We start from the raw sequence: 13,619 nt of genomic DNA, 5'->3' as shown, positions 1-13,619 counted from the left end.
GTTAGTTGACCAAAACACTTGGCCGGATTGACCAAAAAGTGGCGGCGATTATAGGCATATTCCGCCTGCGATGCCACGTGCCCGACCTTAGTCGGCTGTCTGATAGACCGGGTCTTCGGCCTGAAGTTGCTTGAGCCTTGCCAATGGATCCTGGCGGTAAAACAGCTTCAGTTGATCGTAAACCCGAGGATAGGCCCCGTGCAGCAAATCCGGGGCGCTGAAGAAGTATTCGCTGGTGACCGCGAAAAACTCGGCGGGGTTTTCCGCCGCGTAAGGATCAATGGCGGTTTCGGCGTCCGGATTGCGCTCCAGTTGGCCATCGAGATCGTCGTAGGCCTCTTGCATGACCTTGGCCCAGTCGCTGACCCGCATGTCGGGGTGCAGCGGTGGCAGGCCGTTGGCATCGCCATTGAGCATGTCGAGTTTGTGCGCGAGCTCGTGGATCACCAGGTTGTAGCCCTCCCAGCCGCCACTGGCCATTACGCCGGGCCACGCAAGAATGATCGGGCCCTGCTGCCAGGCCTCGCCACTGTGCTCGCCGTCCCATTCGTGCTCGACGCCACTGGCATCGCGATGGCGTTGGGGGCTGAGAAAGTCGTCAGGGTAAAGGATGATTTCGTGGAAACCCTGATACCAGTTCAGGTCGCCCAGGTTCATCAACGGCAACTGTGCCTGGGCGGCGAGCAGCAGGCGTTGCTCCTGATGGAGTTCGACGCCGGGCAGGGCGGTCAGGTGTTTGTCCTGGAGGAACAGCACGCTGGCTTCACGCAACCACTGGTCTTGTTCGGCGGAGATCCCGTCCAGAAAGCTCAGGTGGTGGCGCACCCGTTGCCACATGTCGTCGGCAATCGGGTGTTTGGCCAAGGTACGTTGGCGACGCCAAGCGTTTAGCGACCACATGCGGTATTAGCGCGATTGGGCTTTTGACGCGGCATTGCCAAAGCGGCTGCGGATCATGCCGATGATCATCGGCACCAGCGATAGCAGAATGATGCCTACCACCAGCAGCGACAGGTTTTGCTTGATGAATGGCACATTGCCGAAGAAATAACCCAGCGTCACCAGGCCGCCGACCCACAGGACTGTGCCGAAGATGCTGAAGGCAAAGAAGCGCGGGTAGGGCATTTTGCCAACGCCGGCGACGAATGGCGCAAAGGTCCGGATGATCGGCATGAAGCGCGCCAACGTCACGGTTTTGCCACCGTGCCTATCATAGAAATCGTGGGTTTGCTGCAAGTAGTCGCGGCGGAAGATTTTCGAGTTCGGATTACTGAACAGGCGTTCTCCGGCTGTTCGTCCGATCACATAGTTGGTGCTGTCACCCAGGATGGCCGCCAGCATCAACAGCCCGCCCAGCAGAACCGGGTCCATGCCGCCACCGGCTGCAACGGCGCCGGCAATAAACAGCAGGGAATCGCCCGGCAGGAACGGCATCACCACCAGGCCGGTTTCGCAGAAAATCACCAGAAACAGAATGGCGTAGATCCATGCCCCGTAGTTGCTGACCAGCATGTCGAGGTAAACATCGAGATGCAGAACAATGTCGATCGGGTTGAAATCCATGGAGAGCACCTGTGGTTATGGCCCGACTCGGCAGGCCTGTGCGGATGACTTCGCGAAAGCCTACAGACGGGTGTAGTTTTTCTTACAAGCCGGAAAAGGTCGGCATTATACGGGCACACAAGTGAAAAACGTGTTCAGTTTGTAGCAGGGGATTTCGCGAGAATTGGCCGTTACTCAATCCATTGTTGCGAGGGAGCTCGCTCCCGCTGGAGGGCGAAGCACTCCCAAACCCGAGTTCATAGCGCTTCAGGATAATCTTGTTGGATGATTTACGACTGCTGCGCAGTCGAGCGGGAGCAAGCTCCCTCGCCACAGAAGCTCGCTGCGTCGCAATTTGCGTTACAGCTCATCACTGATCGGCAACACATAGTTCTTGAACTCTGTGTCTTCCTTGAATCCGATGGACTCGTAGGTTTTCTGCGCGATTTCGTTGTGGCTGCTGGTGGAAACGCGCATGCGCACGGCATTGGTTTCCTTGGCCATTTTTTTCGCGGTGCGCATCAGGTTGTCGGCCACCAACTGACGGCGGGCGTCTTCGGCGACATAGATGTCATTGAGGATCCACACGCGTTTAAGCGAAAGGGACGAGAAGCTCGGATACAACTGACAGAAACCCATCAGTTTGTTGGCGTCATCATCGGCCAGGGCCAGGTAGATCACCGATTCCTTGCGTCGCAGGCGTTTCTCGAGGAACGCGCGGGACGAGTCCGGATACGGCAGGGAGCCATAAAACTCGCGATATTTGACGAACAACGGGGTCAGGAGGTCCAGATGTTCGAGGGTCGCTTGAATAATCCGCATGGTAGGTCTCGTCTTCAAGTGGCTGTCTTCACGTGCTCTGACGGCAAACGGTTCTCACTCGGGCAGCCGTGCGTCGATCCTGCCTGAAACCTGATTGCAAACGCAATGCGGAAACGGTTCAGGCATTCGACGGCCCCAGTAGGAAATTACCTTTCATGTCCGCACCGGCGTCCGACTCAAGCGTCTGAACCTGAGCTTCGTCCTTCAGATTGACTCCAGAGAGCCGGCGCCGACAGGCTTCGCGCATCAAATACAGCAAACGGTGTGCCGCCATGCCGTAACTAAGCCCTTCGAGGCGGATATTCGAGATGCAATTGCGATAGGCATCCGTCAGCCCGACCTTGGGATTGTAGGTGAAATACAGTCCCAGGCTGTCCGGAGAGCTGAGCCCCGGGCGCTCGCCGATCAGGATCACGACCATCTTCGCGCCCAGTAACTCGCCTATTTCGTCGGCGACGGCGACCCGCCCCTGTTCCACCAGAATGACCGGTGAGACGGACCAGCCGTCACCCACAATCTGATCTTCCAGCCGTGCCAGAAACGGCAAGGTGTGGCGGTGAACGGCCAGCGCCGACAATCCATCGGCCACGACAATCGCCAGGTCGATGCCGCCGGGATTGGCCAGCGCATGATCGCGCAGTGCCTGCGCCGACTCACTGCTCAACTTTCGCCCCAGGTCGGGGCGCTGCAGATAACTGTTTCGGTCGGTGGCGGCACTGTGCAGCAGCAGACTGCTGCGCCCGCGATCGGCCAGCTGTGATCTGAGCCCGGCGTGGTCAAACGGCAAGTGCACCGCATCGCGCGCCTCGGCGTGGGCGTACTGGAAATCCAGCTGCGCGCGGGTTGGCATGCTGGTGCCAGAGCGACCGAGGGCGATCCGGGCCGGCGTCAGACGACGCAGTTCCAGCAACGGGTTCTGCGGGTCGGCGGTTGGTTTATCCATTTCAACACTCATCCCAATTGCCCCATCGCCTGGCGGAAGGCCGGCGGCAGGCTGTCGCCGAAGTGAATCTTGCCGTCCGCCTGAGTGAAGATGCCCATTCTCGCCAGCCACTGTTCGAATTCCGGCGCGGGCTTGAGGCCCAGGGTTTGTCGGGCATAGAGCGCGTCGTGGAACGAAGTGGTCTGGTAGTTGAGCATGATGTCGTCGGAACCGGGGATGCCCATGATGAAGTTGATCCCGGCCACGCCCAGCAGGGTCAGCAGGGTATCCATGTCGTCCTGGTCGGCTTCGGCGTGGTTGGTGTAACAGATGTCGCAGCCCATCGGCACGCCCAGCAATTTGCCGCAGAAGTGGTCTTCCAGGCCGGCGCGGATGATCTGTTTGCCGTTGTAGAGGTATTCCGGGCCGATGAATCCTACGACCGTATTCACCAGGAACGGCTTGAAATGTCGCGCCACGGCGTAGGCGCGGGTTTCGCAGGTCTGCTGATCGATGCCGTGGTGGGCGTTGGCTGAAAGGGCACTGCCTTGGCCGGTCTCGAAATACATCAGATTCTGGCCCAGCGTGCCGCGATTCAGGCTCAAACCGGCGTCGTATCCTTCCTGCAAGACGTTGAGGTTGATGCCGAAACTGGCATTGGCCGCTTCGGTGCCGGCAATGGACTGGAACACCAGGTCCAGTGGCACGCCACGATTGATCGCTTCGATGGACGTGGTGACGTGGGTCAGCACGCAGGCCTGTGTAGGAATTTCGTAGCGCTGGATGATCGCGTCGAGCATTTCGAGCATGGCGCAGATCGACGCGATGCTGTCGGTGGCCGGGTTGATGCCGATCATGGCGTCGCCGTTGCCGTACAGCAGGCCGTCGAGGATGCTCGCGGCGATACCGGACGGTTCGTCGGTCGGGTGGTTGGGTTGCAGGCGTGTGGATAACCGTCCGGGCAGGCCCATCGTGCCGCGAAATTGCGTGATGACGCGGATTTTCTGCGCCACCAGCACCAGGTCTTGTACGCGCATGATTTTCGAGACGGCAGCGGCCATTTCCGGAGTCAGGCCGGGGGCGAGGGCGCGCAGGCTCTGCTCGTCGGCGGCATCGCTGAGCAACCAGTCGCGGAAACCGCCCACGGTGAGGTGGCTGACGGCAGCGAAAGCCTGTTTGTCGTGAGTGTCGATGATCAGCCGGGTGACTTCATCAGCCTCGTAGGGAATCAGTACTTCCTGTAGGAAGTGAGCCAGCGGGATGTCAGCCAGGGTCATTTGCGCGGCGACGCGTTCGCCATCATTGAGCGCGGCGACGCCCGCGAGAAAATCCCCGGAGCGTGCCGGACTGGCCTTGGCCATGACTTCCTTGAGGCTCTCGAAACGGTAGGTTCGGGCGCCGATGGAGTGGGCAAATGTGGCCATGGGGGCCTCCTGATGTGTAGAAGTCTTGATTACACTGACATTCCCTTGTGGGAGCCAGCCAGCCAGCCAGCTGGCGATTGAGTGTGTCATTCAAAATCTATGCTGACTGTCCGACCGCAATCGCCAGCAGGCTGGCACCCACAGGGGCGCTGTGTGCACTTCAATAAAGCATGCGCCAGGCACGGGGCCCGGCGCCGGTGCAACTCAGGCGCCTTCGAGCATCGCATCCGCCGGCGCATCGAAGCGCTGCTTGGCGGTCAGTTGGAAATACAGGTAGCCGGCCGCCATGAAACCGAGGAACACACAACCGATCAGCGTATTGAACCAGGCCATCGCTATCAGGCAGACCACCGCCAGGAACAACGCGATCCCCGGCACAATCGGGTAGCCCGGCGCACGGAAGGTACGTTCCAGGTTCGGCTCGGTTTTACGCAGCTTGAACAGGCTCAGCATACTGATGATGTACATCACGATGGCGCCGAATACCGACATGGTGATCATCGCCGCCGTCAGGGTCATGCCTTGCAGGTTGACCAGGCCATCGCTGTAAATGGCCGCGATGCCGATCACGCCGCCCGCCAGAATCGCACGGTGCGGGGTCTGGAAGCGTGACAGTTTGGCCAAGGAGCGCGGCAGGTAGCCGGCGCGGGCCAGCGCAAAGAACTGCCGCGAGTAGCCGAGGATGATCCCGTGGAAACTCGCCACCAGCCCGAACAGGCCGATCCAGACCAGCATGTGCATCCAGCTTGAGTTATTGCCGACCACCGCTTTCATCGCCTGGGGCAGCGGGTCGTTGATGTTCGACAGCTGACGCCAGTCGCCAACGCCGCCCGCCATCACCATCACACCGATGGCCAGGAACACCAGGGTCAGGATGCCGCTGACATAGGCCTTGGGAATCGTGCGTTTCGGGTCCTTGGCTTCCTCGGCCGCCATGGCTGCGCCTTCAATGGCGAGGAAGAACCAGATTGCAAACGGGATCGCCGCAAAGATGCCGGGTATCGATGCCAGGGTGAATTCGTTGGAGCCCGACCAGCCATTGAGAACGAAATTACTGAAACTGAAGCCCGGCGCCACCACGCCCATGAACACCAGCAATTCGGCAACGGCCAGTACAGTGACCACCAATTCGAAGGTGGCGGCGATGCTGACGCCAAGAATATTAAGGGTCATGAACACAAAATACGCACCAACGGCGGCGATCTTGGGGTCAAGCTCCGGGTATTGCACGTTGAGGTAGGCGCCGATGGCCATGGCAATCGCCGGGGGCGCAAAGACGAATTCGATCAGGGTGGCGATGCCAGCGATCAGGCCGCCTTTTTCCCCAAAGGCCCGCCGACTGTAGGCAAACGGCCCGCCCGCGTGGGGAATGGCGGTGGTCAACTCGGTGAAGCTGAAGATGAAGCAGGTGTACATCGTCGCCACCATTAACGCGGTGACGAGGAAACCCAGTGTGCCTGCGGTGCCCCAGCCGTAACTCCAGCCGAAATACTCGCCGGAAATCACCAGGCCGACGGCAATGCCCCATAGATGCAGGGTGCCGAGTGTGGGTTTGAGCTGTGTAGAAGAAGTCATAAGTCCTCGCTGTCTTTTTTATTGTTTGATCTGTTGGACTGTCGGGAACTGCATTTGCGGGTAAAGCGGGCAGGCAAAGCCCGTGCCAGAGCGGCAGGGCGATTTTTAGTGAGTCATTGAGGACGCCATCGCGAGCAGGCTCACTCCCACAGGGGACGTCTGTCTGCCCACCTATGTGGATTCACCACAGATCCCCTGTGGGAGCGAGCCTGCTCGCGATGGCAATGTGAAGGGCGACGCAGGGTTACCCGCATCGCCCCCGGGTTTTAGAAGAACCCCAACGGATTGATGTCGTAGCTCACCAGCAGGTTTTTGGTCTGCTGATAGTGATCGAGCATCATCTTGTGGGTTTCACGGCCGACGCCGGACTTCTTGTAACCACCGAACGCGGCATGCGCCGGGTACAGGTGGTAGCAGTTGGTCCACACGCGCCCGGCCTTGATGGCGCGGCCCATGCGATAGGCGCGGTTGATGTCGCGGGTCCAGAGGCCGGCACCGAGGCCGAACTCCGTGTCGTTGGCGATGGCCAGGGCTTCGGCTTCGTCCTTGAACGTAGTGATGCTCACCACCGGGCCAAAGATTTCTTCCTGGAACACGCGCATTTTGTTGGTGCCCTTGAGCAGGGTCGGCTGGATGTAATACCCGGTCGCCAGGTTGCCCTCGAGTTTTTCAACCTTGCCGCCGGTCAGCAGCTCGGCGCCTTCGCCCTTGGCGATTTCCAGGTACGAAAGAATCTTGTCAAATTGCTGCTCGGAGGCTTGGGCGCCAACCATAGTGTCGGTGTCCAGCGGGTCGCCACGTTTGATCTGCAGGACTTTCTTCATCACCACTTGCATGAATTCGTCGTAGATCGATTCCTGCACCAGGGCGCGGGAAGGGCAGGTGCAGACTTCGCCCTGGTTGAAGAACGCCAGCACCAGGCCTTCAGCGGCTTTTTCGATGAAGGTCGGTTCGGCTTTCATGATGTCTTCGAAGAAGATGTTCGGCGATTTGCCACCCAGCTCCACGGTGGACGGAATGATGTTTTCGGCTGCGCATTTCATGATGTGCGAGCCAACCGGGGTCGAGCCGGTGAAGGCGATCTTGGCGATACGTTTACTGGTGGCCAGGGCCTCGCCGGCTTCTTTGCCGAAGCCTTGGACAATGTTGAGCACGCCCGGCGGCAGCAAATCGCCGATCAGCTCGACGAGCACGGTAATGCCCAGCGGCGTCTGTTCGGCAGGCTTGAGCACCACACAGTTGCCGGCCGCCAGCGCCGGGGCCAGTTTCCAGGCGGCCATCAGGATCGGGAAGTTCCACGGGATGATCTGCCCGACCACGCCCAGGGGTTCATGGATGTGATAAGCCACGGTGTTGCCGTCGATCTCTGCAGCGCTGCCTTCCTGCGCGCGGATGCAACCGGCGAAGTAGCGGAAGTGGTCAGCGGCCAACGGGATGTCGGCATTGAGGGTTTCGCGAACGGCCTTGCCGTTATCCCAGGATTCGGTGATCGCCAGCAGTTCCAGGTTCTGTTCGATGCGGTCGGCGATTTTCAGCAGCACCAGCGAGCGCGCCTGGGCGGACGTGGCGCCCCAGGCATCAGCCGCCGCGTGGGCAGCGTCCAGGGCCTTGTCGATGTCTTCGGCCGAGGAGCGTGGGAATTCGGCAATAGGTTGGCCGTTGACTGGCGAAGTATTGGTGAAGTACTGACCTTTGACAGGCGCGACGAACTCGCCGCCGATGTAGTTACCGTATTTACTCTTGAACGAAACGATAGCGCCTTCAGTACCGGGGTGAGCGTAACGCATGGTGTTTTCTCCTTGGCTCTTGTGTTTATAAGGGAGAGCGCATGTGCGCTTGCTATAAGCGTAGAGCAAAGGTTGGGCCACTGCCTTGCAGGTCAGGCAAATCAAGGCCTTGCGCGATTTTTGTCGGACGGGTGGAGGTCGCCTGCAACGGTTTTGGTACAGCCCAGGTGACACTTTGTACCGCTTGTGGCACAGCGGCTGACTGCTCGGTCTTGCCAGCATTGCAATGCCGGCCAGGCTGGAGGATGCTCGGCCAACGTAGCCACTGGATATTCCGCTGTGGCGAGGGAGCTTGCTCCCGCTGGGCTGCGAAGCGGCCCCCAAAATGTTAGCCGCAACAAATCTGGCGAGCGCTTCGCACTCGAGCGGGAGCAAGCTCCCTCGCCACAAGGTGTGTGTCAGCCTCTTTTAGCGGGGCAGCACGGTTTTCGGGAGAATAATAAGAAATGCACGACAACCATTTGAGTCGCCATGCCCAGCAAGTCCTGACCGTCACGCAAGGTAAATCCCATCTGCATGGCCCCGGTAGCGACCCGTCGATTGCCCGCTCCTGGCTGCGTTGTCTTGAGGACTATCACCTCGACCCGGCCCTCACCATTGCGCCGACGGTGCTGGAACACGGCCGCGTGCTGGAAAGCCGCGAGCGCTTGCAGCAAGTACTGCACATCGCCGGCAACGAAATGGCCAGTCTGCATCAGCAACTCTCCGGCGCGGGCCACGCGGTGCTGCTGACCGACGCGCGGGGGGTGATCCTCAATTGCGTCACGGCCCCCGCCGAACGGAAGATTTTCGAGCGCGCCGGCCTCTGGCTTGGCGCCGACTGGAGCGAGGCCTGCGAAGGCACCAACGGCATCGGCACATGCCTGGTGGAGCGGCAATCGCTGACCATTCACCAGGATGAACATTTTCGCGGTCGCCATACCGGCCTGACCTGCTCGGCAAGCCCGGTGTTCGACCCGCACGGCGAACTGCTGGCCGTGCTCGATGTTTCCTCGGCGCGGCACGATGTGTCGCGTCAGAGCCAGTTTCACACCATGGCCTTGGTCAATCTGTCGGCGAAGATGATCGAGAGCTGCTATTTCCTGCGTTATTTCGACAATCAATGGTTGCTGCGTTTTCACTTGCAGGCTGAGTCCGTGGGGCTGTTCAGCGAAGGGCTGCTGGCCTTCGACGGGGAAGGGCGGATCAGCGCCGTCAATCAGAGTGCGCTGAACCTGTTGGGGCATATTCGCGGCGGGCTGCTGGGCAAACCGGTGGAGGCATTTTTCGATTGCTCGCTGGATGAGTTGCTCGGCCGCGCCAGTGTCAACGCGAGCGCCAGTTGGCCATTACGGACGCGCGACGGACGCGGCCTGTTTGCGGTGCTGCGGGGCCAGCCGCGCAGCATCCCGATGCCGGTGGTTCAAAGCCCGGCAAGGGGCGAACGTCCTCATTTATCAGGCATCTGCATTGGTGATCCGGCGTTGCAGGAGGATTTCCGCAAGTCCTTGCGCGTCTTTGAACGGGACGTGCCGCTGTTGATCAACGGCGAAACCGGGTCCGGCAAAGAGGCCTTCGCCAAAGCCGTGCATCAGGCCAGCCAGCGCGCCGAAAAAGCCTTCGTTGCCCTCAATTGCGCGGCGATTCCTGAAAGCCTGATCGAGAGCGAACTGTTCGGTTACCGCGGCGGCAGCTTTACCGGCGCGCGCAAGGAAGGCATGCGCGGCAAGTTGCAGCAGGCCGATGGTGGCACGTTGTTCCTTGATGAAATCGGTGACATGCCGCTGGCGTTGCAAACCCGGTTGTTGCGGGTGCTGGAAGACCGTCAGGTGGTGCCGATCGGCGGTGAGCCGGAACCGGTCAATGTGCGGATCATCAGCGCCACCCACCGCAATTTGCTGGGGCGGGTGCAGGACGGTAGTTTTCGCGAGGATTTGTATTACCGGCTCAATGGGTTGGAGGTGGCGCTGCCGGCGTTGCGCGAGCGTACTGACAAATCCCGGTTGCTCGATTTTTTGCTGGCTGAAGAAGCGGGCGGGGAAACGGTGCTGATTGATGAGCCGGCCCGCCAGGCTTTATTGGGCTTCGCGTGGCCGGGGAACGTTCGCCAGTTGCGCAATGTGCTTCGGACCTTGGCGGCGTTGTGCGACGGCGGACGGATTGGGTTGGAGGATTTGCCGGCGATGATTCGTCAGGCCCCACCAGCGCCGGCTGTGGCTGTTGAAGCACCGTCGGAGCATCCGTTGGAAGATGCCGAGCGGCTGGCGTTGCTCAATGCACTGGAGCAAACCCGTTGGCACATGACCCATACCGCAGAACAGCTTGGCGTCAGTCGTAACACTCTCTACAGGAAACTGCGTAAACACGGCATCGCTCGCTAAACCGCTTCTGTGGCGAGGGAGCTTGCTCCCGCTCGGCTGCGCAGCAGTCGTAATATGGGGCCGCTGCGCGGCCCAGCGGGAGCAAGCTCCTCGCCACAGAAAATCAGCTAAAGAGTGCGATTTTCCCCTCCCTACGCTAACCTGCGGCCATGTTTTACGAGGTCGACTATGCACATTCATATTCTGGGTATCTGCGGCACTTTCATGGGTTCGATGGCGGTCTTGGCCAAAGAGCTGGGCCATCACGTGACCGGCTCCGATGCCAACGTCTATCCGCCGATGAGCACCCAGCTCGAGGCGCAGGGCATTGAATTGACCCAGGGTTACGATCCCGCCCAGCTCGATCCGGCTCCGGACCTGGTCGTCATCGGCAACGCCATGTCCCGCGGCAACCCGGCGGTCGAATACGTATTGAACAAAGGCCTGCCGTACGTCTCCGGCCCGCAATGGCTGGCGGATCACGTGCTGCAAGGTCGCTGGGTGCTGGCGGTTGCCGGTACGCACGGCAAAACCACCACCAGCAGTATGCTCGCCTGGGTGCTGGAACACGCGGGCATGAGCCCGGGTTTCCTGATCGGCGGCGTGCCACAGAATTTCTCCGTGTCGGCCCGCTTGGGCGGTACGCCGTTTTTCGTGATCGAAGCCGACGAGTACGACAGCGCGTTCTTCGACAAGCGTTCCAAGTTTGTCCATTACCGCCCGCGCACGGCGATCCTGAATAACCTGGAGTACGATCACGCCGACATATTCCCCGATCTGCCTGCCATCGAGCGGCAGTTCCACCATTTGGTGCGCACCATCCCGAGTGAAGGGCTGGTGATCCACCCGACCACCGAACCGGCCTTGCAGCGTGTGATCGAGATGGGTTGCTGGACCCCGGTGCAAACCACCGGTGCCGGCGGTCAGTGGCAGGTCAAACTGCTCAGCGAGGACGGCTCTAAATTCGAAGTGATGTTCGAAGGTGTTGCTCAAGGCGTGGTCGACTGGGACATGACCGGTCAGCACAACGTCGCCAACGCCCTGGCCACCTTGGCGGCGGCTCGCCATGTGGGGGTTGTACCCTCCATGGGCATCGCCGCGCTGAGCGCTTTCAAAAGCGTGAAACGCCGCATGGAGAAAGTCGCGGAAGTTCGTGGCATCACCATTTATGACGACTTCGCTCACCACCCGACGGCCATTGCCACCACCCTGGATGGCTTGCGCAAACGCATCGGCGACGCGCCGTTGATAGCGATCATCGAACCGCGCTCCAACTCCATGAAGCTCGGCGCTCACCGTGACGGTTTGCCGGAAAGCGTGGTCGATGCCGACCAGGTGATCTGGTACGCACCGGCCAACCTTGGCTGGGATCTGGCGGGCACTGCCGCGCTGTGCACGGTGCCGTCGATCGTCAGCGATTCGCTGGAAGGCATCATCGAACGCGTGAAAAGCCAGGCCCAGCCCGGCACCCACGTGGTGATCATGAGCAACGGTGGCTTCGGCGGCCTGCACGGCAAACTCGCCGAGGCGCTGCAATGAACAACGGTCCGGAGCGCATCACGCTGGCGATGACCGGCGCTTCCGGCGCGCAGTACGGTTTGCGCTTGCTCGACTGCCTGGTGCGTGAAGATCGCGAAGTGCACTTCCTGATCTCCAAGGCCGCGCAACTGGTGATGGCCACCGAGACGGACGTCACGCTGCCACCCAAGCCGCAGATGATGCAGGCCTTCCTCACCGAATACACCGGCGCTGCCGCCGGGCAGATTCGGGTGTACGGCAAGGAAGACTGGATGTCGCCCGTGGCCTCGGGCTCCGGGGCGCCGGCGGCGATGGTGGTGGTGCCTTGCTCCACCGGCACGTTGTCGGCGATCGCGACCGGTGCGTGCAACAACCTGATCGAGCGCGCCGCCGACGTCACTTTGAAGGAGCGCCGCCAGTTGATTCTGGTGCCGCGTGAAGCGCCGTATTCGAGCATCCATCTGGAGCACATGCTCAAGTTGTCGAACATGGGCGTGACGATTTTGCCGGCCTCGCCCGGTTTCTATCATCAGCCGCAAACCATCGACGACCTGATCGACTTCGTGGTGGCGCGGATTCTCAATGTGCTGAACATTCCCCAGGACATGCTGCCGCGCTGGGGCGAGCACCATCTGACCAGCGATGAATAAGCTGCTGGTGGTGGCGCTGGCGGTGCAACTCGCGGGTTGCGCCACGGCGCGCACGCTCGATGCCGCCAAGCCCGGGGCGCCGGTGGTGTATTCGGGGACCCGGCTGGATTTGTACGCGATGAACGGCGGCTGTTGTGCCATGGACCGTTTCGGTGCTGAAGCGCCGAGCTATCCTGGCGTTGACCTTCCGGCCAGCGCGTTGCTCGATACGCTGCTGTTGCCGTTGTCGGTGCTGACGGTGATAGGCGTGAGTTTTCAGGCGACGGGTGGTTTGTAGGAATCAAAGAGGCTTTTGTGGCGAGGGAGCTTGCTCCCGCTGGGCTGCGAAGCGGCCCCAAAAAGGACTGCTGCGCAGTCCAACGGGAGCAAGCTCCCTCGCCACATGTTACTTGCCGAGCTTGCGCAACTCATCCGACTCGACAATCCGCACCCCATCCTGCTCTTCCAGCGCCAGGCGCCACATGGCGCGGGCGAGCTGGCAGGCTTCGATGCCGCGGTATTTGCCAGGGATCAATCGGGACAATGGTCCGACGAGCTGTTCGGCGGTACGCGGCTCGAGGCGTTCGCCCAGTAACAGGGAAGGCCGGCAAATGGTCAGTTGCGGCCAGTCCTGTGCCCGCAAGGCGTATTCCATCTCACCTTTGACCCGGTTGTAGAACACCGAAGATCGGCGATCGGCGCCCAGGGCACTGATCACGATCAGATGCCGCGCGCCCATTTCCCGCGCGCGTTTGGCGAAAGCCACTACCATGTCCAGGTCCACCGCGCGAAACGCCTCTTCCGAGCCGGCTTGCTTGATGGTGGTGCCGAGGCAGCAGTAAGCGATGTCGACGCGACCGTTCAGTTGCGGCAGGAACACGGCCGGGTCGCCGACCGGGTTTTCCAGGTGAGGGTGCTTGGCGAGTGGTCGGCGCGAGGGTGCCAATACCCTTGAAATCGTCGGCTCATTGAGCAGGCGATCAAGCAAGCGTTCACCGGTCAATCCGGTGGCTCCGGCAAGCAATACGTGCTGAGGCGTCAAGTACATAGTGTTTCCCCCT

At 60.7% G+C, this 13,619-nt stretch carries 12 protein-coding genes; 4 read left to right on the top strand and 8 right to left on the bottom strand.

Features of this window, described 5'->3' with window-relative positions:
- Nucleotides 1–87 precede the first annotated feature (87 nt).
- The 7 genes from EJA72_RS17980 to EJA72_RS17950 all read right to left on the bottom strand — a co-directional run bounded on the left by EJA72_RS17980 (nucleotide 88) and on the right by EJA72_RS17950 (nucleotide 8,072).
- Nucleotides 88–900: a zinc-dependent peptidase gene (locus tag EJA72_RS17980; protein ID WP_157712763.1), complete on the bottom strand. Its 813-nt coding sequence runs from the start codon at nucleotides 898–900 to the stop codon at nucleotides 88–90.
- Nucleotides 901–906: 6 nt separating this feature from the next.
- Nucleotides 907–1,563, bottom strand: coding sequence for a DedA family protein (locus tag EJA72_RS17975; RefSeq protein WP_157712762.1), 657 nt, complete (start codon nucleotides 1,561–1,563; stop codon nucleotides 907–909).
- A 339-nt stretch (nucleotides 1,564–1,902) separates the two neighbouring features.
- Entirely contained in the window at nucleotides 1,903–2,364 is a 462-nt protein-coding gene (locus tag EJA72_RS17970; RefSeq protein WP_157712761.1) for an N-acetyltransferase, read from the bottom strand.
- Between the two features lie 118 nt (nucleotides 2,365–2,482).
- The gene (eutC, locus tag EJA72_RS17965; protein WP_178129410.1) at nucleotides 2,483–3,307 is read right to left on the bottom strand and encodes an ethanolamine ammonia-lyase subunit EutC; all 825 of its coding nucleotides are present in this window, start codon (nucleotides 3,305–3,307) and stop codon (nucleotides 2,483–2,485) included.
- Nucleotides 3,308–3,315: 8 nt separating this feature from the next.
- Nucleotides 3,316–4,710 (bottom strand): ethanolamine ammonia-lyase subunit EutB, encoded by a 1,395-nt coding sequence (locus EJA72_RS17960; protein WP_157712759.1) that lies wholly within the window; start codon nucleotides 4,708–4,710, stop codon nucleotides 3,316–3,318.
- Nucleotides 4,711–4,914: 204 nt separating this feature from the next.
- Complete coding sequence (gene eat / locus EJA72_RS17955; protein ID WP_157712758.1) at nucleotides 4,915–6,285, bottom strand: ethanolamine permease; 1,371 nt, start codon at nucleotides 6,283–6,285, stop codon at nucleotides 4,915–4,917.
- A 266-nt stretch (nucleotides 6,286–6,551) separates the two neighbouring features.
- Nucleotides 6,552–8,072 (bottom strand): aldehyde dehydrogenase family protein, encoded by a 1,521-nt coding sequence (locus tag EJA72_RS17950; protein ID WP_157712757.1) that lies wholly within the window; start codon nucleotides 8,070–8,072, stop codon nucleotides 6,552–6,554.
- A 446-nt stretch (nucleotides 8,073–8,518) separates the two neighbouring features.
- On the opposite strand from EJA72_RS17950, the gene EJA72_RS17945 reads away from it, so the two are divergent.
- The 4 genes from EJA72_RS17945 to EJA72_RS17930 all read left to right on the top strand — a co-directional run bounded on the left by EJA72_RS17945 (nucleotide 8,519) and on the right by EJA72_RS17930 (nucleotide 12,856).
- Nucleotides 8,519–10,432, top strand: a complete 1,914-nt coding sequence (locus EJA72_RS17945; protein ID WP_157712756.1) for a sigma-54-dependent Fis family transcriptional regulator — start codon at nucleotides 8,519–8,521, stop codon at nucleotides 10,430–10,432.
- Between the two features lie 168 nt (nucleotides 10,433–10,600).
- The gene (mpl, locus tag EJA72_RS17940; RefSeq protein WP_157712755.1) at nucleotides 10,601–11,950 is read left to right on the top strand and encodes a UDP-N-acetylmuramate:L-alanyl-gamma-D-glutamyl-meso-diaminopimelate ligase; all 1,350 of its coding nucleotides are present in this window, start codon (nucleotides 10,601–10,603) and stop codon (nucleotides 11,948–11,950) included.
- On the top strand, nucleotides 11,947–12,579 hold the full coding sequence (gene ubiX / locus EJA72_RS17935; protein WP_157712754.1) for a flavin prenyltransferase UbiX: 633 nt from the start codon (nucleotides 11,947–11,949) through the stop codon (nucleotides 12,577–12,579). Before mpl ends, ubiX begins: the two co-directional genes overlap by 4 nt.
- Complete coding sequence (locus EJA72_RS17930; protein ID WP_157712753.1) at nucleotides 12,572–12,856, top strand: YceK/YidQ family lipoprotein; 285 nt, start codon at nucleotides 12,572–12,574, stop codon at nucleotides 12,854–12,856. Before ubiX ends, EJA72_RS17930 begins: the two co-directional genes overlap by 8 nt.
- A 108-nt stretch (nucleotides 12,857–12,964) precedes the next feature.
- On the opposite strand, the gene EJA72_RS17925 is transcribed toward EJA72_RS17930, so the two are convergent.
- Nucleotides 12,965–13,606 (bottom strand): oxidoreductase, encoded by a 642-nt coding sequence (locus tag EJA72_RS17925; protein ID WP_157712752.1) that lies wholly within the window; start codon nucleotides 13,604–13,606, stop codon nucleotides 12,965–12,967.
- Nucleotides 13,607–13,619: the final 13 nt, after the last annotated feature.

It is taken from the genome of Pseudomonas sp. PB120 (assembly GCF_009761815.1).
GTDB lineage: Bacteria > Pseudomonadota > Gammaproteobacteria > Pseudomonadales > Pseudomonadaceae > Aquipseudomonas.
The sequence above is the reverse complement of the archived record's forward strand: the minus strand, read 5'-3'. Positions and strand labels throughout refer to the sequence as shown.